Annotated in this window: 21 protein-coding genes and 3 pseudogenes; 12 read left to right on the plus strand and 12 right to left on the minus strand. The window is 44.1% G+C overall.

Annotated elements, in window-relative coordinates; translation table 11 throughout:
- Positions 1 to 397: 397 nt before the first annotated feature.
- The 8 genes from GCU48_RS24115 (at position 398) to xerS (ending at position 6,769) form a co-directional block, all read left to right on the plus strand.
- Entirely contained in the window at positions 398 to 979 is a 582-nt protein-coding gene (locus tag GCU48_RS24115) for a TetR/AcrR family transcriptional regulator (protein ID WP_152381721.1), read from the plus strand.
- Positions 980 to 1,041: 62 nt separating this feature from the next.
- A complete protein-coding gene (locus tag GCU48_RS24120; protein ID WP_152381722.1) occupies positions 1,042 to 1,884 on the plus strand; it encodes an MBL fold metallo-hydrolase in 843 nt (280 codons plus the stop codon).
- Positions 1,885 to 1,993: 109 nt separating this feature from the next.
- Entirely contained in the window at positions 1,994 to 2,293 is a 300-nt protein-coding gene (locus GCU48_RS28720; RefSeq protein WP_280116412.1) for an NAD(P)H-dependent oxidoreductase, read from the plus strand.
- Positions 2,268 to 2,666 carry an NAD(P)H-dependent oxidoreductase gene (locus tag GCU48_RS28725; protein ID WP_280116413.1) on the plus strand — a complete coding sequence of 133 codons (399 nt, stop codon included), beginning with the start codon at positions 2,268 to 2,270 and terminating at the stop codon, positions 2,664 to 2,666. Before GCU48_RS28720 ends, GCU48_RS28725 begins: the two co-directional genes overlap by 26 nt.
- Positions 2,667 to 4,117: 1,451 nt before the next feature.
- Complete coding sequence (locus tag GCU48_RS24130; RefSeq protein WP_152381723.1) at positions 4,118 to 4,504, plus strand: LamG domain-containing protein; 387 nt, start codon at positions 4,118 to 4,120, stop codon at positions 4,502 to 4,504.
- A 50-nt stretch (positions 4,505 to 4,554) separates the two neighbouring features.
- Positions 4,555 to 4,839 carry a tyrosine-type recombinase/integrase gene (locus GCU48_RS24135; RefSeq protein WP_244316363.1) on the plus strand — a complete coding sequence of 95 codons (285 nt, stop codon included), beginning with the start codon at positions 4,555 to 4,557 and terminating at the stop codon, positions 4,837 to 4,839.
- 48 nt (positions 4,840 to 4,887) lie between these two features.
- Positions 4,888 to 5,310, plus strand: a complete 423-nt coding sequence (locus tag GCU48_RS24140; protein ID WP_152381724.1) for a hypothetical protein — start codon at positions 4,888 to 4,890, stop codon at positions 5,308 to 5,310.
- A gap of 388 nt (positions 5,311 to 5,698) precedes the next feature.
- Complete coding sequence (gene xerS, locus GCU48_RS24145; protein ID WP_152381725.1) at positions 5,699 to 6,769, plus strand: tyrosine recombinase XerS; 1,071 nt, start codon at positions 5,699 to 5,701, stop codon at positions 6,767 to 6,769.
- A 1,135-nt stretch (positions 6,770 to 7,904) separates the two neighbouring features.
- On the opposite strand, the gene GCU48_RS27180 is transcribed toward xerS, so the two are convergent.
- From GCU48_RS27180 to GCU48_RS24155, 4 genes and pseudogenes are all read right to left on the minus strand, one after another.
- Complete coding sequence (locus GCU48_RS27180) at positions 7,905 to 8,099, minus strand: hypothetical protein (RefSeq protein ID WP_167518768.1); 195 nt, start codon at positions 8,097 to 8,099, stop codon at positions 7,905 to 7,907.
- Entirely contained in the window at positions 8,080 to 8,253 is a 174-nt protein-coding gene (locus GCU48_RS27185; RefSeq protein ID WP_167518769.1) for a hypothetical protein, read from the minus strand. Before GCU48_RS27185 ends, GCU48_RS27180 begins: the two co-directional genes overlap by 20 nt.
- A gap of 329 nt (positions 8,254 to 8,582) precedes the next feature.
- Positions 8,583 to 9,346 (minus strand): IS5 family transposase gene (locus tag GCU48_RS24150; RefSeq protein ID WP_152380265.1). Its coding sequence is split into 2 segments (ribosomal slippage): positions 8,583 to 9,010 and positions 9,010 to 9,346, totalling 765 coding nucleotides; the frame shifts between segments, so codons are not numbered across the junction.
- Between the two features lie 50 nt (positions 9,347 to 9,396).
- Positions 9,397 to 10,291, minus strand: a pseudogene (locus GCU48_RS24155) (LysR family transcriptional regulator).
- 111 nt (positions 10,292 to 10,402) lie between these two features.
- On the opposite strand from GCU48_RS24155, the gene GCU48_RS24160 reads away from it, so the two are divergent.
- Positions 10,403 to 11,395: an amidohydrolase family protein gene (locus GCU48_RS24160; protein WP_152381726.1), complete on the plus strand. Its 993-nt coding sequence runs from the start codon at positions 10,403 to 10,405 to the stop codon at positions 11,393 to 11,395.
- 320 nt (positions 11,396 to 11,715) lie between these two features.
- Here the strand turns inward: GCU48_RS24160 and GCU48_RS27190 are convergent, their stop codons facing one another.
- From GCU48_RS27190 to ahlS, 4 genes are all read right to left on the minus strand, one after another.
- Positions 11,716 to 11,886, minus strand: a complete 171-nt coding sequence (locus GCU48_RS27190; RefSeq protein ID WP_167518770.1) for an IS110 family transposase — start codon at positions 11,884 to 11,886, stop codon at positions 11,716 to 11,718.
- A gap of 465 nt (positions 11,887 to 12,351) precedes the next feature.
- Positions 12,352 to 13,116 carry an SDR family oxidoreductase gene (locus tag GCU48_RS24165; protein WP_152381727.1) on the minus strand — a complete coding sequence of 255 codons (765 nt, stop codon included), beginning with the start codon at positions 13,114 to 13,116 and terminating at the stop codon, positions 12,352 to 12,354.
- Positions 13,117 to 14,030: 914 nt separating this feature from the next.
- The gene (locus GCU48_RS28445; protein ID WP_307500494.1) at positions 14,031 to 14,300 is read right to left on the minus strand and encodes a transposase; all 270 of its coding nucleotides are present in this window, start codon (positions 14,298 to 14,300) and stop codon (positions 14,031 to 14,033) included.
- Between the two features lie 463 nt (positions 14,301 to 14,763).
- Positions 14,764 to 15,612: an AhlS family quorum-quenching N-acyl homoserine lactonase gene (gene ahlS / locus GCU48_RS24175; RefSeq protein WP_025718493.1), complete on the minus strand. Its 849-nt coding sequence runs from the start codon at positions 15,610 to 15,612 to the stop codon at positions 14,764 to 14,766.
- Positions 15,613 to 15,842: 230 nt separating this feature from the next.
- On the opposite strand from ahlS, the gene GCU48_RS24180 reads away from it, so the two are divergent.
- Both GCU48_RS24180 and GCU48_RS24185 read left to right on the plus strand, forming a co-directional pair.
- Complete coding sequence (locus GCU48_RS24180; protein WP_223275651.1) at positions 15,843 to 16,256, plus strand: winged helix-turn-helix transcriptional regulator; 414 nt, start codon at positions 15,843 to 15,845, stop codon at positions 16,254 to 16,256.
- Positions 16,257 to 17,034: 778 nt separating this feature from the next.
- Complete coding sequence (locus GCU48_RS24185; protein ID WP_108532607.1) at positions 17,035 to 17,652, plus strand: FMN-binding negative transcriptional regulator; 618 nt, start codon at positions 17,035 to 17,037, stop codon at positions 17,650 to 17,652.
- A gap of 221 nt (positions 17,653 to 17,873) precedes the next feature.
- On the opposite strand, the gene GCU48_RS29425 is transcribed toward GCU48_RS24185, so the two are convergent.
- From GCU48_RS29425 to GCU48_RS28460, 4 genes and pseudogenes are all read right to left on the minus strand, one after another.
- The gene (locus tag GCU48_RS29425) at positions 17,874 to 18,137 is read right to left on the minus strand and encodes a CBM35 domain-containing protein (RefSeq protein WP_370881046.1); all 264 of its coding nucleotides are present in this window, start codon (positions 18,135 to 18,137) and stop codon (positions 17,874 to 17,876) included.
- Positions 18,123 to 18,344 (minus strand): annotated as a pseudogene (locus GCU48_RS24190) (carbohydrate-binding protein); the annotation flags it as partial. The gene GCU48_RS29425 and the pseudogene GCU48_RS24190, both read right to left, overlap by 15 nt.
- Positions 18,345 to 18,541: 197 nt before the next feature.
- Positions 18,542 to 19,813 carry a starch-binding protein gene (locus GCU48_RS28455; RefSeq protein WP_244315929.1) on the minus strand — a complete coding sequence of 424 codons (1,272 nt, stop codon included), beginning with the start codon at positions 19,811 to 19,813 and terminating at the stop codon, positions 18,542 to 18,544.
- Between the two features lie 23 nt (positions 19,814 to 19,836).
- Positions 19,837 to 20,772 (minus strand): alpha-amylase family glycosyl hydrolase, encoded by a 936-nt coding sequence (locus GCU48_RS28460; RefSeq protein ID WP_244315931.1) that lies wholly within the window; start codon positions 20,770 to 20,772, stop codon positions 19,837 to 19,839.
- Positions 20,773 to 20,820: 48 nt separating this feature from the next.
- Between GCU48_RS28460 and GCU48_RS24205 the strand changes: the two are divergent.
- Positions 20,821 to 21,534: pseudogene (locus GCU48_RS24205) on the plus strand (alpha-amylase family glycosyl hydrolase); the annotation flags it as partial.
- Positions 21,535 to 21,673 lie beyond the last annotated feature (139 nt).

Genomic DNA, 21,673 nt, shown 5'->3' on the forward strand with positions numbered 1-21,673 from the left:
GGTCGCTTTCTTGTTGCCTTTTTTAGGTGTTCTACGGAGCGATATTTTCAGGATAGACTGCCGGGGCATTAAGCCAGTGCTACAGAATTAGGATACCGCAACGGTTCCACTTTATTTCTTAATTTTCATCGGACAGCAGCTCGCGCGGCAAGCGTACCTGGCGATCGATTCTGCAGCCTGGCCGCGACATAGGCGTTCGACCTTGACATGCAGCATTCATGCGAGATCCGGCACGCAAGAAGACTCTTGTTCGCTGCCGGTTTCGGATTGCCGAGACTACCGGATGTTCAAATTGGAACCTCCGCAAATTACATCTCGTGACCATCTTGACAATACAGAATTAGAGGTAGTATGATTATTCTGTACCGATCGACACAGAAAGGAGGAAGGTATATCGATGGCCAGAACCAAGGAATTCGACGAACGGAAGGCATTAGACGCAGCCATGCAGTTGTTTTGGGAAAAAGGGTACGAAGCGACGTCTCTGAGCGCTTTGACGGAGAGAATGGGGCTTCAACGATCCAGCTTCTACGCGACGTATGGCGACAAGAGGTCGTTGTTTACGACCGCGCTCCAAAAATATTCGGAAACCAGGATCGCTTATTTGAAGGCCAAACTTCAAGGCCATGCGTCGGTGCGAGAATCCATCAAATCGTGTTTCAAAGACATCATCGATATTGCCTATCAAACGAATCCGTCCTTCGGATGTTTCTGCGTCAATACCATTGTGGAACTCGCACCTCACGATTCTCAATTCTCCCAGATAACGAGCCGTTATCAAGAGCAGTTGCAAATTCTTGTTCGGCAGGCGCTTGAAAAGGGAATTCTAGCTGGAGAATTCTCGCGCGACCTGGATGCTTTAGCCGTCTCGCATTCGCTCATCATCTTTATGAACGGTCTCTTGGTCACTTTGAAGACAAAGCCTGAGCGGCAATTCATCGATGAGTCATTGTCCATGATGTTTCAATTACTAAAGTAACGAAATCAACGCTTGGTCTGCGGCATTAGCTGCAACGAGCATATAAAAAGGAGATAAAAACAATGACTGAATTGAAATATGAAACGCTTGTTATCAAGCGTCAAGGTATGACTCGTAATTTGCCTGCTGGAATCGACGAATCGCTGCAATGGGTAGCAAATACGGCAACATTGATTTATGGTGAAAATGATGCTGTTCTCGTCGATACGTTCACAACCGTTGAACAAAATCAAGCGTTGGTGGATTGGGTTGTAGCGAGTGGCAAAAACTTAACGACGATCTATATCACGCATGGTCATGGCGATCACTTCTTCGGCATCAATATGCTGCAGGAACGTTTCCCGAATGCAAGAGCCATCGCGACACCGGAAGCTGTAAGTACGATGCCATATCAGTTTTCTCAGGTAGCGCTTGACACATTCTGGAACAAACTTTTCCCAGGTCAAATACCAGATAAACTTGTATCAGCAGAGGCACTGGAAGGCAATGAGTTCGAGCTGGAAGGACACAAACTGGTGGTAGTTGATACAGGGTTTACAGATACAGTCAGCACAACGGCGCTGCATGTACCATCAATCGGTTTGGTTGTCGCAGGTGATGCGGTGTATAACGACATTCATCCTTTACTGTCCGAGACGAACGAACAAACCAGACTCGATTGGCTCGCGGCACTAGATAGAATAGAAGCACTGAAACCAACAGCGGTTATCGCCGGGCATAAAAAACCAGAGAACGACGACAGTCCAGACAATATCGGTAAGACACGTCAATATATCATGGATTTCATACGATTAAACGAGGTCACGACGACTGCTGAGGATCTTTTTAACAGAATGATGGAGATTTACCCGAACAGGGCTAATCCTGGATCGCTTTGGGGAGCGTCTAACGCGGCTAAAGCCTGAGTTTACCGGCTATTTTTATGACTTTTTTGTACTGATCGGTCCCAATACGAGACAGACCTGTCTATATTGTCATAATATGAATTCACAAAAATGAAAAGAGGTAATTATCATGAAAACATTGCTTTATATCACAGCACATCCGATTAACAGCTATTCGAACAGCGTTACAGTTGGAAACAAATTTATTGAAACATATCGTGAAGCAAATCCTGAAGATGAAATCGTACATCTAGATTTGTATAAGGAAGATATTCCTGAAATTGATTTCGATCTATTGAGACGTTGGGGACAACCGCCAAGCGGAGAGTCATTTGATGGATTGAGCGACGAATCCAAAGTAAAAGCTGTACGTATGAGAGAATTGGTCGAGCAGTATGAGAGAATTGGTCGAGCAATTTGTTGCTGCTGATAAAATTATAATCGCTAATCCAGTTTGGAACTTGATGTTTCCTCCTGTTCTGAAATCTTATATCGATACTATTTTCGTTCCAGGTATAACTATTAAGCCAGCTAATAACGGTCTGAGAGGTTTAGGCGGTCTAGTAGGAACAGCACAAGGTAAGAAGGTTGTTCATATTCAAGCTTCTGGGACCATTTTATCATATGGTGAGTTTGAAAAATTAAACTTCGGTGATAGTTACCTAAGAGCAGTACTTACAATGCTAGGCATTGAAGACTTCCAAACTATTTATGTAGAAGGTATGGCACAGTATAAAGACCAAGCTGATGAAATAAAAAGTAAAGCATTGTCGGAAGCTACTGAATTGGCAAAGAAATTCTAACATTTGTGTCTAAGAAATAATTTACAAATTGCATTCTTAGACATATTAAAAAATGGGAGAGTGTTTAGTAGTGAAGAAAGCAAGCAAAGTAGCTGTAGTTTTGGCGGCAACCTGATTTCTAATGCTGTATCCAGTATTCTGGAGAACCCTGGTGTTTATGAGGAACTTCGAAATGATCATTAAGGTATTGTATGATTGCCGTAAGTGTCTGTCATTTCGCAGAATGACCAGACATGGCTCGTTGAGGATTGGTATGCAAGGTCTATCGAGGAAGGGCTCAAATATTCTGCGATCATAAAATCTGAAAAAGCGGTAGCCAAATCGAGCATAAGCAGAGTATCTGCAGCAGCAGAAAGCCAGAATCCAACGAGGAATTTGATAACATGGACGAGAAGCTATTCAATGGCTCTCTGAAGTTAATTATTTTTTTGCTTTAAGGGATGTGCCTGAAGCCATTCCTCAAAAAATAAGGAGCGTGACCCATCTTGATTTATTATGAATCTCCTCAAGCAACTGTTTCATGGAACGAATCGATTAAAGCAGTTATCTTCGAGTGAAAAGGCTTTGCCCAAGGCGAACAATATCGAACTCCCTTAAACAAGTTTTTAGAATTATTAGTGCAAAAGAAGGGCAAGAAGGTATTGTTTGATTGTCGCAAAATGTCAGTCATTTCGCTGGATGACTAGACATGGCTCGTCGAAGATTTGAATGCAAAGTCAATCAAAGCGGGACTGAAATATTCGGCGATTGTAACCCCCGAAAAAGCAGTAGCTAAATCGAGTGCAAAGAGAGTGGTTACTGAAATAGATAACACAAATCCTTCAGAGGAATTTGATAACATGGATGAGGCGATTCAATGGCTGTCGGAAGTTGATTAAATTCTTTACGGTAAAGGAAAAAATGCTTACGAAAAATAAACAAGCGGACTAAATCCGGTTGTTTATTTTTGTGCGCTTGGCAGTGCATCGTTCAAACGGGTGAGAGTTCCGAGCGCTCCGCGAAGTGGCGGAAGCGCATAGTCGATCAGTAGTGCTCTGACCGCGAGGAAGGGGGCGGAGGACTGGAAGACAAATCCCGGAACAGGCGGCATAATACCATGTTGGCTGGCGAAGCATGGACCTCATTCAAATAGTAGACACGGAGTTTAGTGATTTACCGTGCTAAAGTAGTATTTCCGTTCAAAATCAACTTGTTAAGGACATAGCCAAAATACGGCGTGATTTGAGCAGAGAAGTGTTGATTAAGGACTTCCCCACTTAGCGAAAGAAAGCTCCAGACAAAGAAGCATTCGATATGGAATTCGCAAAAAGATTTCATGCCATCAAAGAACAAGAAGAACTCTTCGAAAATACGACCGCAGAAGAAATCATTGACGAGAACTATAAGCAGGAGAAGCGAAAACAGGCGGTTCCCACTTATTTAAATATGGATGTTTTGCCGAGACCAACTGGATGCGGATCTTCGATTTCGGTACCGGAACGAGCAACTACATGTACCTGTCGCCGCAAAACGGGATCAACGGCAAAATCCGCTTCGCGATGAAGGAGAATGGTTCAAGCGAAAAAGACCTCGACGGGACCGCGGCGCTGCCGACGGGCGGATGGCATCATGTGGCGATAACCTTGAACGGTTACACGGCAACGCTTTACGTCGATGGCGTACAGGTAGGCAGCAATACCGCCATGTATAAAGCGTCCGATCTCGCTTTCACCTCGCAGAATTGGATCGGCCGATCCCAATGGTCCGCCGATCCCTATTTGAACGGACTGATGGATAACTTCCGCATCTATACGCGTGCTTTAACCGCTTCGGAAGTCACGCAGGACATGAATCAGTAATATATAATATCCTTCAAAAACGCAACCGAACAGAGGAAACGGCATTATTTATTTCCGAAAAACGAGGCCAAAGATTAACAAGAAGAGCCGTCGAATTAATAATTGAGGGGATTGCTAAGGCTGCAGGTGTACGAGCAAATAATTACAAAGTTACGCCCCATAAATTGCGACATACATGTGCAACGGTATTGTATAATGATGGTGAAGGGGCGGACTTACTGGCTATCGCCGAACTTTTGGGACATGCGGATCCAAAAACAACGACGATCTATACAAAAGTAAATATAGAAAAGATGCGAAAAATTGTAACATCAAATCCGTTAGAATCAATATAAAGAATACACAGCTAAAATGAAACCCAAGTTATGTTGGAGGGAGACAGCATGAACTATTACATAACGAAAAAACTAGTCGAAAAATTTCTATTAGATGATCGTTACAGATATTCTTGTATTGCAGCTCCAAATCGCGCAGGTAAGACTTCTTTTATGGATCGTTACTGTACTGAGAATCACTTTTCTTTGAAGATATACTTCCCATTATCTTTAGCAACGAATACGGCAACACTTATTAAGCAAATGAACAACTCGATCCTTAGAACATTTGATTATTATCAGAATCCATTAAAAAGAGTAGGGTTAGATGAAATAATAACAAAGGTCGAAAACCTGATCCGAGTAAGAGGTATTAAGTTGATTATGATTGACGATCTGAGGTCACTTAATAATAGTGAATCACATAAATTTTTCGAGTATTTTCATATGCTTGGAGATAACCTCAACGTAAAATTTTTTTTCATGCACTGATAGAAGCTATATCCCTGAGTGGGTTAGGTTTCAAACAAAAATGATAAAAGTATTTGACATTGAATGAATGCAATATGTTTTGCTTCAATAAAAATCGATACTGTTAGTTATGCAATGGGTTTTGCTTCATTCACTGTATATTTAAATAAATCCATTGAAGCAAATCCCATTGCAAGAAAATTGATCACTGTTAATACTGATATGATATTGCAATGTGTTTTGCTTCAACAGAAGTGAATGCAATGGCATTTGTTTCATTAATGCAATGTGTTTTGCTTCAACGTTTTACAAGTGGGGATGACAAGAGACAAATGATTTAGCCATCCATATATAATTACGTAAAATATGATTTTGACGAATATTTATAACTGAAGTATAATAATTTACTATGGATAAACAAATGAAAATGCATTACATGAATCGAATCGATGAAAAATTGTCTGATCTTCCGTGGTTTGTTATGGAATTTATTGATAGCAGAAAACGAAAACTTTCTCCCACAACGCTTCTGAACTATTGCCATGACTATATTATATTTTTTGATTGGTTAGTTGCAGAAAACTTTAATGAAGAAAGCCGTAAAAACATTAATTTAGCTGCTTTGGAGAAACTAACGATTCGTGAAGTGGAAAATTTCCTATCTTTTTTGGAGTATCAACTTGGCAATACCAAGCTAACCATTAACCGTAAATTGTCCTCGCTAAAATCCTTATTTGATTACTTACAGAACAAAGCTGAAACAAGTGACTTAAAGCCATATATCCAGCGCAATGTTATGGCCAAAATGGATTTAAATGTGGTTAAAGAAAGCCAAGAAACCATTGCCAATCGTATTGATGGGAAAATTCTTAGGGAGGACGATTTTGAGTCATTTAGGCAGTTTATAGCTTATGATTTCGGAGAAATGAATAAAGAAAATAAACGTATTTACAATTTCCATCAATTTAACCGTGAACGAGATACAGCTATTGTTTCCCTCATTTTAGGATCAGGCCTTAGACTATCTGAGGTTGCAGGCATTAACGTCGAGGATCTGGATATGAATAAAGCTTTAGTTCGTGTTATACGAAAAGGTAATAAAGAGCAATATGTATATTTCAGCAAGCAAGCGTTACTAGATTTAGAAAATTATCTGCAGATTAGAGAATCCAGATATATCCCAGAAAAAAACGAAAGCTTTTTATTTATTGCAGCTCCTGTTGGTCGCAAGGGAAAAAGCCGACGCTTAACGCAGAGATCCATTGAAAAACTGATTGAAAAGTATGCTTCAGCTTTTGGAAAACCGGCTTTAACCGTGCATTCTCTGAGACATTCATTTGCAACGCGTTATCACTTAGAGAACAATGATGTTCCTAGGTTGAAAAACCAATTAGGACATTCCTCAATACAAACAACAATGATCTATACACATTTAACTGATGAAGAAATGAGGGAAGCAGTTAACAATATGGATAAGTGATGTAAACCTTGATAGAAAACAAAAGTAATTTATAGCTACTTATAATAATAATTTTTTTGGAAATGTGACAACAAGTTTATACCTTCCGAGGAGAATGACAACAAGTTTATGCCTCTCGAAGAAAATGATAACAAGTTTACCCCTCACGAGGAAAGTGACAACAAGTTTATACCTTTCAAGAAGGATGATACCAGAAATATGAAGTTCAAAAATATTTTTTAGCTTGTTCCAACAAAAATCATATAGGAAAAGGGATAAACTTGTTGTCATAATCTCTAATACGGCAAACTTGTTGTCAATAAAGGAGTAAACTTGTTGTCACTGGACACTGCGGGAAGGTGATTTGGTTTACATAGATGCCCTGGACCGGTTGGGCCGGGACTAATTCACAAAACTCGTATTTTGTACATTAGTATAACATATTCGTTATAAGAAGCAAAACCTGCCCGTCCCGTATAAATAATAAGAGCCTCTTCTCTGAACATCAGGATTCAAAAGGAAACCGAGTTTCTCTTTTCAGAATATTTTTGCTTATTTGGAAGAACATTAACCAGTACATTTTTAAATTCATTTCCTTTTGCTTGATGAATTGTTCGGTCGAACCATGATTTTCTTGGTTCTGAATCAATAAAGCAAGTTCTGAATATTTTTTGCTTTTATAAAAGATCTCTATTTGGGTTGGTTTTTTCCTTATTGCGATTACTGGTATATCTATATTTAGGCTCACAATCTTCACATACAATTTTTGGATAGGTTCATCCTTGTACGTAGGATATTCAGATAGCATCTGCTGAATGATTTCTAATGCTCTTCTTTTTCACTTATTCCAACGACGCTTCTGCTTATTTCCTGAATAGCTTTTTAAAATTTAATAAACGTGCATATTCTATTGCTTTAAAAGAAATCATGATTTTTCTCCGGTCACTAGTTGAATCATTTTCAGTAAAAATTCGTGTGTCTCGAATGTAATATAGCCATCATAATCAATTTTATCTCTCATAGAGTTAGCCTTAATGTTAGAAAATGAGAGTGTGTAAATATCTTCAGTAATAAGTAAATTATGAATGTATCTAACGGCGTTCAAAGGGTGATCTATTAAAATAGGTACCCGCCCCCCCCTGCTACCAAATTTATTTTATCCATGATCGCCAGGTCTACATGGGCGACAAACACCCTCTTCATAATCATAACAGCCAAAATAGCATGGCATAAAATGAATAGCTACAGCAGCATTTATGCCTCCATTCGAATCATTTTTCTTTTTTATGGTAAAAATATCAGCATTTTGATTTTCATATTCCTTATATTCCTTACCAAGAGTTCGCGCCATTATTAGACATTTCTTCAAGTTGCACTGATATTTCTTCATATAATTTGGACATTTTATCTCGATCAGCTTGAGAAAGTGAAATTCCTTTCGAAGCGTCTTCTTTAAACATTACTGTGAATACGGCAGCTTCCTGATCGTTATGCAAACCATACATTACTAATGCCCCTGGCTATTTTTTTGTTTGCCGGAGGGTCGCTTTCTTGTTGCCTTTTTTAGGTGTTCTACGGAGCGATATTTTCAGGATAGACTGGAGTCATTGATTTAACGCGATTTTTGAATTGAAGAATCGTCAACTTTTAAAAAATAAGTTATAGACTAACCCCATAACAAAAGCAGCGGCGGACCAAGACCTGGTTAATAAAGAATTAGACTGCCGCTGCTATTCAACTAACGTTCCCAGTTAGCTCAATAACTTTTCCGTTACTTATAATGCGCTTCTGCATATCACTCTGAAGGCGAAATCACTAGGGCCTGTACGCAAACCTATTTGAGCCATAAACGAATGGAAAGCAGCACCAAAAAAGCCATGAACATGTTCGCTGTTTTTTCATAGCGAGTAGCCAGGCGTCGATAGTTTTTAACTTTGTTGAAAAAGCATTCAACTAAGTGTCGCTCTTTATACGTCTCCGAATCTAGCGGACGCTTTACCCGCCGATTGCGTTTGCATGGGATCACCGGAGTAATGGATCGGCTTTGCAAAAGTTCTAAAATGGCATTAGTATCGTAGGCGCGATCCGCTAACACTTCTCCCGGGCAAACGTCCAGTCCATGAAGAAAGCGATAGCCCGTGACCGAATCGTGGTCTTGTCCTGGCGTCAATTCGAAACGCAGCGGATAGCCAAGCGCATCCACCATCGCATGAATTTTGGTGGTTAATCCTCCGCGCGAACGCCCGATGGCTTGTCGATCCTGCCCCCTTTTGCGCCCGCTCCATGCTGATGGACGCGAACGATGGTAGCATCAATCATCACTTGCTCCCAATCGGGTTCGATGGCGACATGCTTCAAGATTTCATTCCAAATATTCGCTTTTTGCAACCGCCAGAAAAAACTATAGGCAGAAGACCAAGGACCATACGTACTCGGTAAATCTCGCCATGGCGCTCCCGTTCGAGCAACCCATAGCACGGCATTTAGCATCTGACGCCGATCTTTAGGTGGACGTCCTCCTTGTTTTTTTCGGGCCGGGGGCAGCAAGGGTTCAAGGATATTCCATTCTTCATCTGTTAACTCATATCTTCGTCTCATATTCCTTATTTTACTAGATTTTTATGGGTTGTACAGTTTGCGTACAGGCCCTAATTCGAATCCCTATGCAACCTCAGAAAGTATTCGATTACGGTTTCCCGGAATTCCAGAGCGGCCTGTGAGAAGTAACGGCTTTTGTGCCATGTCAGGCCAATTTCCCGCACCGATTTTAAATGGTCAACCTTAAGAATTTTAATATTCTCCTCCTTTGAAGAGTTCCATGTTGAGGTCTCCGGAACAAAGGTTATGCCAATTTCAGCTTCCACAAGTGAACGCAGCCGAGCAGGTTCATCCCCCTCGTATACGTAAACAGATGTAAAGTCAACGGATTGGCAAATGCGGTCGGTCAAATCACGCGTTGGATAACCTTGTTTTAAGCCCACGAACCACTCATCCTTCAGTTCGGAAAGACAGACGCTGATTCGGTCTGCTAAACGGTGCCTTTTGGGAACAGCCACCAAGATGGAATCAAGCCCCATCCTTTTACTTACGATTTCCTCACCCTGCAGAAGCGGCGAAGATAAACAGAAGTCGACCTCACCTCGATGGAGAAGCTGGACCATTTCCTCCGGCTTAACCATTTGGACAGTAAAGCGCACGTGAGGTTGCTTGGCACGGAAATTTCGCAAAATTTTTGACAATGTACTGGACATCGTGACGGCTAATTCCACCGAGCCGCTTTCAGGACTGAATAAATCTCTAATCTCCTGCCGCCCCTGCTCCAATTCAAAAAGAGCCTTGTCCACGCGGTTAAGGAACGTGCGGCCAAACTTGTTCAGCTGAAGGGTTCGTCCGCTCCGTTCAAAAAGAGGAACGCCCAGATTCTTCGAGACGTTGGATGGTTTTGCTTAGGGAGGACTGCGTGACGTGCAGACGCTGAGCGGATGCAGTCATATGCTCCAGTCTGGCTACCATTTGAAAATATTGCAGTTGAAGAAGCTCCATTCTGTCACACCATCCATTCCTTGTAGTACATATATTGATGATTATGAATGCGTTGGACTCTATTTTAAAATCGATTTACGATGGATTCAAGCGATTTAAGGAGGCATACGCATGCTTAATAAACCGAGTTTCATAGCGATTGAAGAGCACTGGACAACAACCGAACTGACCGCAGCGCTCAAGAGGCTGCCGGAGGGGCGCCGCGACGAGAGTCTCGCGCTCAATGAAATGGGCGACAAACTCGCCAAACTGGAGGATATCGGCGACGCACGGATCGCGGCGATGGATGAGCAGGGCATCGACATGCACATCATTTCGCTAGCCCCGCCAGCGACAGGCCCGCTCTCTCCCGCGGAGGCGGTCGCGCTCAGCCGGGAGACGAACGACATCGCAGCAGAAGCGGTACGCCGCCATCCATCTCGTCTTCGTGCCATGTCCACGTTGCCGATGGCCGAGCCGACAGCCGTTGCGGCCGAGCTCGAACGTTCGGCCGGGATCGGCTTTGTCGGGGCTATGGTTTATGGACGAACGGGCGAAACGCCGCTAGACGACCCTTGCTACGACGACCTGTTCGCAGCTGCAGCGGCGCTCGGCCAGCCGATCTTTATTCACCCTCAGATCCCTTCGAACACTATCCGTCAGGCGCACTATTCGGGATTAGGTACGATGACCGACCTGGCGCTTTCTACCTTCTCATGGGGATGGCATCTCGAAGCTGCGATCGCCGTGCTGCGCTTAATCGCCCGAGGCATCTTTGACCGGCACCTCGATCTCAAGATTATTCTCGGTCACTGGGGGGAACTGCTACTATTCTGGCAGGACCGGACAGACAGCCTGTCGCGCATCGCCAACTTGGAGCGGAAGGTATCGGACTATACGCGATCGAACATCTTCATTACAAGTTCCGGCATGTTCAACCCGGCACTGCTCCAACATGCTCTCGCAGCGACTGCGATCGACCAGTTGCTCTTCTCAACGGACTATCCCTTCCAAAGCCCGGACCCGAATCAACTTCAACGGTTCCTGACCGGTTTTGCCAACGATGAAGACCGTAACAAGTTCTGTCACGGCAATGCCCGCCGCCTCTTCGGTATCGGCAACTAATTCTTATGACTCTCAGCATGAACCAGGGCGGATAAGTATCACGTTGCATTTAGATCAAGTTATTGGCTCCAAACCTGAACCCGCACAACCGCTCTGTACAGACAACTTTTCGACAGGTGGCATTCTCCCACCTGCCCCCTCGGGGGAAAGTATTCGCGTCCCATAAGCGGACAAGGCAAAGATTTTCGCCTCACTTATGGGACGGCTCACTGTGCTTGATCTTCAACAATCCTGCCCATTAGCGTAATGAAGCACCCGCCAGTCTAATTCTTTATTTTCTCAGTCTACAACTTTATTTTCCGAGTCTAACACTTTATTTTTCAGTCTAATACTTTATTTTCTTCTGACACCCGAATCCTTTCAAGTAGAATCGCTAGCCCTTCTACTGTATGTGTAAAGCAGAAGCCCCTTCCATGAGGCTTACCACGATCTAAAAAAGCCTGTCCATGACTTTCCGCTTTTGAAATATCTAGGCCGATAACTGGTTTCATAAATCTCTCCCTTTACTTAATTGGCCGACAGCCCCTAGACCTTCTTGTGTTCCATAGCATCGCTTGTTATACGGGATCTGAGTCCCAACCAGCCTCAAACATGGTAGTAACAAGTAGGGGGTGAACATTATAGCTGACGGGATCGAATCCCACTGGCAGGTACGTTCGACCCGGCTACCTACAATCGTTGACCCAATATAAAAAAGGATCAACCAGTAAAAACTGGTTGACCTCATAATACGAACTGGCAGGATAGTTAAAGAACATACACGGTGAACCATACCATAAGTGACGGCGAAAAATTTTGTTGTGGAAAGTGACCTAACAATACGATCAACAGGAATAGTCCAATGCAAACGAAGAAAGCAACACGTAGTGCGATATGCACTCGTGTTGCTTTCCATGTTTTAATATCCATACTTTTATATAACATATATGTTGTTGCTAGATAGGCTTGCCCGGCTATTAAAGATGCGAACCGCCGCTTGCGTCGATCAACTGACCCGTTACCCAGCGGCTGTCCGGAGAAGCGAGGAAGGCGGCGATATCCGCAACGTCTCCGGGTTCTCCCCAACGGTTGAAAACGGACAGGCCTGCCGCATATTTTTGTCCGTCTGGATCACTCAAAGTTCCTTCATTCATCTCGGTGTTGATGATGCCGGGTTGGATAGAGTTGACCGTAATATTTCTGCTCCCCAACTGCTTGGCCAGCAGCAGTGTAAAGGTATTGATCGCTCCTTTTGTCATGCTGTAGGTGAAGACACCCGGGGAAGCTACCCGTGTCACGAAGGAAGAAATGTTGATGATGCGCCCGCCGTCCTTCAACCGCGGCAAAGCTTGCTGCATTACAAAAAACGGCGCTTTGACGTTAATCGTCATCACTTCGTCAAAAGTAGCTTCCGTCGCTTCTTCGAAAGTAAGAATTTGCCCGATTCCCGCGTTGTTGACCAAAATATCGAATCCGCCGCCGTCCCCGTGCTCTCGAATTGCTTCGTCCAGCGCCGCGATCAACTCGCGAATGCCGTCAGGCATGCTCAAATTGGCGCCAATTGCACAGGCGTTTCCTCCGTTTTGGGCGATTTGTTGCACGACCGCTTCCGCTTCATGGCGGCGTTGACCGTAATGTACGGCGACAAAAGCGCCCTCCTGCGCCAGACGTAACGCGACGCTGCGCCCGATCCCCCGGCTGGCCCCCGTTACTAACGCTATTTTTCCTGTCAATTTGCTCATCAGTACTCAGCTCCTTATTCTCTGTTTCTCTATAGTTTTAACATAGGAGCCGTTTTGAAATGTTGCTCTCTTATTGCTTCGGGTGACCGCACTGCCGTTCGCGTTAGCGTCGATCATGTTCGCGTTGTCCGTATCGACGACTGCTGCTGAAGAAGCGGAGCGTTCGTCTTTGTTCCCCGACTTCGACCTCCCTCCTTTACTGTCTTTCAGCCTGAATGCTGTACCGGCTAATTTTGACCATATAGGCCCGACGGGAATTACCCTTGGAAGCTCGAAAGGCGACCAAGATAGGGTCGCCTTCTTGCATAAGTTATGGGGTTAGTCCGCAAGATGCAGACTTCTTAACGATAGGAATCCACACTTCCATTTCATACATATTGTTGCCACGATCGTAAGTCATTTCAAATTCGGGCTGGGACAAGCGAGGTGATTGAAATTCTTGGCTTGCACATAAACGCGGAGACGTTAAGCTCCCTCAGAGAATAAGGATTTTCTCACAAATGCTCGCTCATTCGCAGGATTTCATGTGTTGTTTTAAATAGGAATTTAAATGAGTGGATAGTGTGGGCTAGACAGTTCCGTTTGAGCGCATGCGGGAACAGAAGGTGCTGACCAATTTTACAACATATTCCATAAAAAGTTATGTAGCACGCCTCTCTCCACAAAGTCCTTGGGGATTCACTCTCCCAAATCTCGACGGGTCTATGCCCTCACATTCCTTCGTCCTATCTATCCAAGGTGTGGAGTCCGATCAACGTTAACGGAACGGGTCTAAGCCCTAAAGCGTAAAAATCTCGGTACTCCGTGCTTTCTTTGTAAAATCGCGAATGGTGGCTGGGCCTTATCCGTGGAGAATGTTTGTCCTTCTCTCGCCATGGCTACAAGGATTCGAGCCAGTTTCCCAATCAGCTTCATCATTTCGTCATTCGTTTCACTTCAATATTGTGTGCATGCATGGCTTGGAATGCCCCATTGAAAGATAACAGGTGAAACACCGTGAAGTACAAATGCTTACGCAGTAATGAGTTGCCTCGTTTGGTGAGCTTAATTTGTCCCTTATACTTGCCAGAACTTCGTTCTGCTAAGTTCAATCCTGCTTTTCGTAATAACTGTTTTCCGTGAGACAGCTTACGTAAGTCCCCTCCAAATGCTAATATGGCAGCCGTTTTAGCAAGATCGGTGATATGTCACTGCCTCCCCTCTGCCGACATTACTCGGTTTCATCGGTAGTACGCAGTGATCCGACTCCCTGTCCATCATTTGACATTCTCCCTTGTGATCGGTTGTTTGTCATACTTCTTTTCCAAAGAATGGGCAGGGTCTCCCAAGTTACTGTGAAGTCATTGGTTACTGTGAAGTCATTGTATAGCATGCCTGGCTCTTCGACCCCGGGAGAGCTCATTCATCCTCACCTTTAACGCATAAATGAGTGCTGTCTTCCGTACTTTCGAAAACGTCGACCTCTCCGTTTTACTCTTTTCGAGGCTCAATCACTTTCAGGCCTACTACCTAACTGTCTACGCTTAACGTCTGAAATTACTTCCAGCCGTCCAAGGCTCGCTATTGGTGGCTTGGCTTTAGCCTTTCCAAGCAGGGTTTCCACCTGCTAAACTTCACAACCTAGGCTTGGTCGCACCGAAAGTTGAGTTATTCATAATATCCTTCAGTAGATTTTCTCAAAGTTCTGAACTGATTCGCATCATGCCCGAACCACACTTGGGATTTCGTGCGGGTAGCCAAAGTGCGAATTTTCTCCACTGCGTTTCGGTAGCCGATCAAATCATAAATAATACCAGGCGGCTTGACCGGAGGACCAAAACTTTCCGCGGTATAGATGGCATCGGAAGCTAGAATTATTCCGCCTGTTTCTGGCATTTCGATCTGGAGACCTAACATTCCCCATGCATGACCGCTTCCCAAATTCAAGATTTTGATACCATCCACCAGATCCAAGTTGTCTTCGCCCGGTTTGATTGTTTTCCAATGCAGCTGGTTTTTGATCCATGCATCGATATCAGCCCAAACATAGGCTCCTTCTTTTTCATTGCGGGCGTAGGTCTGCAGTGCTCCATTAAACTCATCCTCATGGACGATAATGGTCGCGTTCGTGAACATTTCGAGGCATCCTGCATGGTCCAGATGCAAGTGTGAGGCAACGACATACTTGATTTCCTCGGGTCTAACTTTAAGCTGCTCCAGCCGATTATGCAGGTAACATTCCTCGCTCGCCACCCATGGAGACGACAGTTGGGTCGATTGTGCCCAACGCCCTCCAATGCCCATTGAGTTTGGGTTGCAGGCTGTATCAAACAAGATTTTTCCCTCAGGATGATCAATCAATACCGTATAAATTGGAAATTCCACAAATTGTGTCGGGGCATTCGGATTATTAATTGTAGCTGGATTATGCATGGAGATTATCCAATTTTTATCCATGCTCATTCGACCGTTATCCAATACATACAGCTTGGGATGCATTTTAACAATATTTGTCATGTTTATACCTACCCATCGAAGAATCCAGTACAAGGTAACCCCTTTTCGGGGGCGCATTTTCTTGCTCTTGGAACATCCGGATCGCCCTTAAGCGGTGTCTTTGCTATGGCAGATCTTGCGCAAGCTGCTACAGTACTGGTATAGACATACTGTAATATAAAAAATAGAATGATATAAGTAGGCACTTTAAAGTGTCCTGGGAACTTCGTAGTGCATAGGAGGGGAACTATTTGGCACATTCATCCACAACTAAACAATCTGATATTTCGTTATCCAATTGCGGTTATAGCAAAGTTCTTGACATTATCTCTAACAAGTGGACTGCACTTATTATATATGCCATGGAAAACGGTAAAATCCGATATGGAGAAATGCTCAAGAGGGTTGAGGGTATATCCAAAAAAATGCTTACCCAGACGGTACGCAAGTTGGAACGTGATGGATTGGTCCAACGACACATAACTCCTACAGTACCTCCAAGCGTCGAGTATTCACTAACAACATTAGGGGAAACATTGCTTCAGCCGATGAAAGAGCTAAGGCAGTGGGGAAGAGTAAATTATACTCAAGTTGTAGATGCGCGGGTTAAGTATGACTTTGCTTATACTACTGATTCACATGAAGCAGACAGCATAAATAGGTGACTTTTACTATACATGAAATATCGCGTCGTTTATATTGCAATTTTGGTTATCCTTGTGCTGCTCGGTTTTATTGCCGTTAAGCCATTGAACATGCCCCTAATCTTATCAAAAAAGCGAAATCAAGCGTGAAAGTACGTTTTCTTTTCGTTGAACTTGGAGGCAATTCACTGTTCTTGCAGCCGATGAAAAACGACGGATTGTAATTGTCGAGCTTGATGTCCTTTTTAATTGCCTGGACTCCTTGAAAAGGTTAAATACCGTATTCACCGCAAATTCGCCATTAATAAGGAGCTGGCCCAGAAGTATAGATGATACGGTGAGCCGTATCATTGTTAGAATTACGGATCATTAAGCACTCTCCTTTTATATGAAATTGCCGGTACCCCTAAGCACAGCTCATAGTTCCATAACATCGCTTGTTATGTGAGATCTATTCGTCTCAACCAGCTCAAACATGGTCTACGAGTAGGGGGTGATCAGTTTTAGCGTCGGGTTATGGACCCAGGGGAACGACCGATCTGCCCCGGCTACTCACAGATACACCACAAAAACAAAAGAGGTCAACCAGTAAAAACTGGCTGACCTCATAATACGACGGGGAACGATTACTCAAACATGGCTGCCGGCAATCGGCAGCCTTTCGCTTAATATCTTTGCAATTTATACAAAAGACATGACAAATTGGTACAATAATAATTGTTGAAATTGGTTCTTCCACCAGTCCGCTCTTTTGCTTATTTTTTATTAAAAGATAAAATTTTTGAGAGGAGAAAATCATATGTATATACCTACGCATTTTAAAATTACGGATATATCAACTGCCTACAAGATTATGAGAGAAAATAGTTTTGCTACTTTGTTTTCTCAACATGATGGGACACCATATGCTACCCATTTGCCATTAATTCTCGATAAAAATCATATGTACCTATTCGGGCATTTTGCTCGTCCAAATCCTCAATGGAAAGATATTAGGAATCAAATTGTGTTAGCAGTTTTTCATGGTCCTCATTGTTATATCTCTCCTTCTTGGTATGAGACGGATAAGGCAGCTCCAACATGGAACTATGTGACCGTTCACGTATACGGGGAAGTCGAACTTATAGAAGACGAAAATGAGTTAATGGTTTCCTTTAATGATATGGTATTGAAGTATGAAACCCCTAATAGTTCCTACAGGTTGCAGGATGTAGACCCTGACTTTCTAAGTGATTTGAATAAAGGAGTTCAGGGCTTTAAAATGAAAATAAACAGAATAGAAGGGAAAGCAAAGTTAAGCCAAAATCATCCAATACAACGACAGGAATTGATTATTCAACAGCTAGAGAAAATCGAAAATACAGACGAGCAAAAAATCTCCTTTCTTATGAAACAAAATCTTAGGTCATTAAGCTAACGCGCACGATAGTTCAATCTCCAACTAAGACTAGGCTGCCGATCAATGTCGGCAGCCTAGCTCTGTCTTTGGCCATTAACGTAAACAACCCAACAAGATAAATGTAGGTTTATTCCATACGTTTGAGACGCTGGTATTTCTCCAATCATAGCGAAATTCCCAGCACTTATATTTAACATATTTATCCATCTACTTTGCCCCTGGTGACAGCGACGCTGGTACTACCCCTTCACATAGACGTCTAGCTTGCTTGTTCCATTCGGCAGGGCATAGCGAATTTTCACATTTTTCGTTCCTGTACTGCCGATGAGAATTGTATTGAATTGGACAGCAGAATTGGTTGTATTTTGAAACTTGACATACCCGGTACCTGTGTAGCCCGAATTCGTACGCTCCTCTCTTGCATTGGTGAGTGTGGTACCTGTTTCCGCTTCATATGTAGTGCCTGTACCTGAGTTTGTTCCGAGCGTAAAGGTCTCAACCATGTCGCTTGGAGGATTCCAAGGCGTAGCAAAAACGATTGCACCGTTTTCAATCGCCTTTTTTGCTGTTGCGACTTCCCTTTTCCAATTATTTTTATTTTCGTCAATAGGAATTCTTAGTACAGTAAGCCCCAACTGATTATTGCCATTGCCAAAAGCGGTTTCTCTTTGAGCTGGTGTCAAATCTCCAGCCCAACCGGAATGGTTCATGCTTACTTTACGCATCCAACATATACAAGGACAGGTTCTCCGGCAAAGCCGCTGGGCGCAAGCATTTGCTCTGCATCAGATAGAACGTCTGCTCATTGGAGGAACCATAAAAGCCAACATTGCCCCCCAAACATGGTAGGCCATATCAGCAACGCCGATGTCCCGTGTGTTCTCTCGGTAGCCTGCAGGGCTCCTACTCAACCGGAGATGGTGGGAAAACAAGCCGTTCCCCTAGCTTTGCATCGGAACTCCCGGCCAGGCACATTTTGCTGCTTGCTGTCACTTACAGCATATAGCGGGCAATGAGCGGATTGCCCGTGTTTATGGCTGGAGGAAAGAAGACCATCGTTCAGTTTGTAATTATCACTGTCGGCATCGCTGTAATTAGGCGTGATCTCCAGACTATCCCCGTGGAATGCACTTTCCGGTTTATCGGTCGTAGCCGACGTTTTTGTCTCTTGGGGATTTTGCGAAGTAATCTGCCCTTCCTTGATCCATTTCTCGCCACTTACAGCATATCCAGGCATTTGCGATCCGGGCACCTGATTTCCGTTTGAGTTGAATATGACCTTTGCCTGTTTCCAGCCCGGAGCTCTATATACATACCAGCCGTAACCTTCATCCTGCATGGCCACACCCGGCCAAGCAGAGCCTTCCCTGAGCGGAGTTACGGAATCATCGTAGTAGTAGATGTTTGGTGCTCCCCAGCCAGAAGGCTTGTAGAAATGAACGGTTACACCCGAGCTCGGTTCCTCCTTCGTATACCTAAAAGTCTTCTCTGTTTGACCGGACAAATTCGCGGCGACAATCTTCAGAACAAACGTTGATCCGATTGGAGTCCCAGCGCCAATGCTGACCATATCCCCTGATTTGAACGGAATTGCCGGCCCCCCGTTCAAAGTGTAGGTTGCCGAGTTTGCATTGGAATAGTTTATTCTCACGTTAACAGAATCTGTATAGAAAGGGCCTTCTCCGGGAACGACGGATACTGTCGGAGTTTGCTGCGCCACATTATACAGTACGGCGATCTTGCCTCCGTCCAGATGACCAGTAATTCTGCCGTTCGATACCGTAAACGATCCACCGCCGCTGGCCTTGTTCTGGTAAACGCCCTCCTCCAGTCTGGTAGGGGAGTTGATTTGAGCATTGCCTCCAAGATTTACAATCGTCATACCTTTGGTTCCGCGTTCAACCTGCATAATTTGATTCCCTTGAGTCCTAAGGTATTCGTCTTGACCTACCATTGCATTGTGAAACTTGTTAACGGCAACGATGTCCGGGTCCTTCCAAAGCGTATTCCCCGCGTCGCCGAGTCGGTTCGCAAACTTTCCACTTCCTGCAGGTCTGTTGAAGAATAGAGAGGTCGTCTCCGCCCGGGAGGCGATAATTGCCCAGCCCATTTTGATCTGCCAATCGTTCAACCCCGTCGATTCGCTGTTGTCGTTTGCATAAGTGTCATGCGATTCCACCCAGGTAACCAATTTGGAAGGGCTTACATTATTAGCGTTAAAAGATTTGGCGCATCAACATTGATGCCACCGTGATAGCCAACAGCGCTTCTGACACTGCTCCAGTAGCTGGAGGCGCTCAAACTGAGGTAATTGGCATAGCCAGCAAAGTTGTCAGCTCCGCCTTGAAGCACTTCCCCGTAATCAAACAGTTTGTCTTTATTGTTCAACGAGCCCAGTACCCGGGGCCAGAAGTTGGAGCCCCCTGGATCGTTAGGCAGCTCAATATGCTTAGCGGCGTCAAATCTGAAGCCGTCGGCGCCCAAGGAAATGGCGTCATTTAGGAAGCCGATAATGATATCTTGCAATTCCTGATTAGACGTGTTGAGGTCGGGCAGACCAATTCCCCACTGCGTGACTTGCCAACGGTCATTCCAGTTTTCCACGCCTCTGGCCTCATGCCAGAAATTGCGGTTATTCTTGATCACCGGATCAACATTATGCGCAGGCTGATACTGCTGATTTCCACCACCCGCATTCCCCGTATGATTAGCGACAACATCAACGATAACACTTATGCCGTACTTATGCGCTTCCTGGCAAAGCTGTCTGAAATCCTCCCTGCTTCCCAATTGAGAGTTACCGATATTAAAGTTGATGGGTTGGTATAAAATCCACCACTTGCTGCCTTCTGTCAACCCTTCCTTGTTGGCTTGGATTGGTGAAGTTTGCATCGCTTTAAATCCCGCCTGGGCCAGTTCAGGAAGGTTCCTGGTGATGTTGTCAAAAGACCAGTTCCAAGCATGAAAAATAAGACCATCCTTCGTCCTTTCCGGAAGTTCGTAGTTTGTGGCAGCTGTTAGCTTCGAGTCTGAACCGCCTAACTGCTGAACATCAGCATTCGCCTGTGCTACGGGAGTAAACCCAATCGTTTGTAACAACAATACGACAAAGAGAACAATACTCCAGGTACGTCTCAAAACGGGGCTTGTCTTCCTCCTCATGCTAAATTTTCAATAAATACTATAAAGACCGCACATGAAGCATTCAATATGAGAAGTGGCGACCAATACTATAATGATGCTACGTGGAATGTAACCTATGTCGACTCGCATGACTATGCGCCTGACCAGGCTCCAGAAAATCAAAGATTCGCGGGTACACAGGATACTTGGGCTGAGAATCTCGATCTGATGTTCACCTTCCGCGGAATACCCGCTATTTTCTATGGTTCCGAAATTGAATTTCAAAAGGGGGCAGTCATTGATCCGGGTCCAAACGCACCACTAAGCAAAACGGGACGGGCTTATTACGGCGATCATATAGAAGGCAATGTTACGGTACAAGATTACGGCAAATACACCAATGCTACCGGAACACTTGCGGAATCGCTCAACCATCCTCTGGCGAAACATATCAGACAGCTTAATTTAATCAGAAGAGCTGTTCCCGCCTTGCAAAAAGGCCAGTATTCCACAGAGAATGTAACAGGCAATCTGGCATTTAAGAGAAGATATACCGACGCTGACAAAGGCATTGACAGCTTTGCATTGGTCACGATTTCCGGAAACGCTACGTTTACTGGCATTCCCAACGGAACCTATGTGGATGCGGTGACCGGTGATTCCAAAACTGTTACTGATGGCAAGATTACCCTGACATGCTCCGGCAAAGGTAATGCAAGGGTATATGTATTGAATGGCAGAGGCGGAATTGGAGAAACGGGAACCTATCTGAAGTAAATGGCAATATGTTTTAGTTAACTGAAGCAACCTCAGTTCGGTATTCCACCGTGCTAAGGTTGCTTCCAATTAAAAAGTAGATTCAAGAGAGAGTCAGGATATTGCTCTGGACTAAATTTTTAATGGTTGGGAGGATCTT

It is taken from the genome of Paenibacillus brasilensis, assembly GCF_009363115.1.
Lineage (GTDB): Bacteria > Bacillota > Bacilli > Paenibacillales > Paenibacillaceae > Paenibacillus > Paenibacillus brasilensis.

Coding starts and splice junctions, on each gene's coding strand:
- GCU48_RS24115 (WP_152381721.1), top strand. CDS start 398: ATGGCCAGAACCAAGGAATTCGACGAACGGAAGGCATTAGACGCAGCC.
- GCU48_RS24120 (WP_152381722.1), top strand. CDS start 1,042: ATGACTGAATTGAAATATGAAACGCTTGTTATCAAGCGTCAAGGTATG.
- GCU48_RS28720 (WP_280116412.1), top strand. CDS start 1,994: ATGAAAACATTGCTTTATATCACAGCACATCCGATTAACAGCTATTCG.
- GCU48_RS24130 (WP_152381723.1), top strand. CDS start 4,118: ATGCGGATCTTCGATTTCGGTACCGGAACGAGCAACTACATGTACCTG.
- GCU48_RS24140 (WP_152381724.1), top strand. CDS start 4,888: ATGAACTATTACATAACGAAAAAACTAGTCGAAAAATTTCTATTAGAT.
- xerS (WP_152381725.1), top strand. CDS start 5,699: ATGGATAAACAAATGAAAATGCATTACATGAATCGAATCGATGAAAAA.
- GCU48_RS27180 (WP_167518768.1), bottom strand. CDS start 8,099: ATGGCGCGAACTCTTGGTAAGGAATATAAGGAATATGAAAATCAAAAT.
- GCU48_RS27185 (WP_167518769.1), bottom strand. CDS start 8,253: ATGTATGGTTTGCATAACGATCAGGAAGCTGCCGTATTCACAGTAATG.
- GCU48_RS24160 (WP_152381726.1), top strand. CDS start 10,403: ATGCTTAATAAACCGAGTTTCATAGCGATTGAAGAGCACTGGACAACA.
- GCU48_RS27190 (WP_167518770.1), bottom strand. CDS start 11,886: ATGAAACCAGTTATCGGCCTAGATATTTCAAAAGCGGAAAGTCATGGA.
- GCU48_RS24165 (WP_152381727.1), bottom strand. CDS start 13,116: ATGAGCAAATTGACAGGAAAAATAGCGTTAGTAACGGGGGCCAGCCGG.
- ahlS (WP_025718493.1), bottom strand. CDS start 15,612: ATGACAAATATTGTTAAAATGCATCCCAAGCTGTATGTATTGGATAAC.
- GCU48_RS24185 (WP_108532607.1), top strand. CDS start 17,035: ATGTATATACCTACGCATTTTAAAATTACGGATATATCAACTGCCTAC.
- GCU48_RS29425 (WP_370881046.1), bottom strand. CDS start 18,137: ATGGTTGAGACCTTTACGCTCGGAACAAACTCAGGTACAGGCACTACA.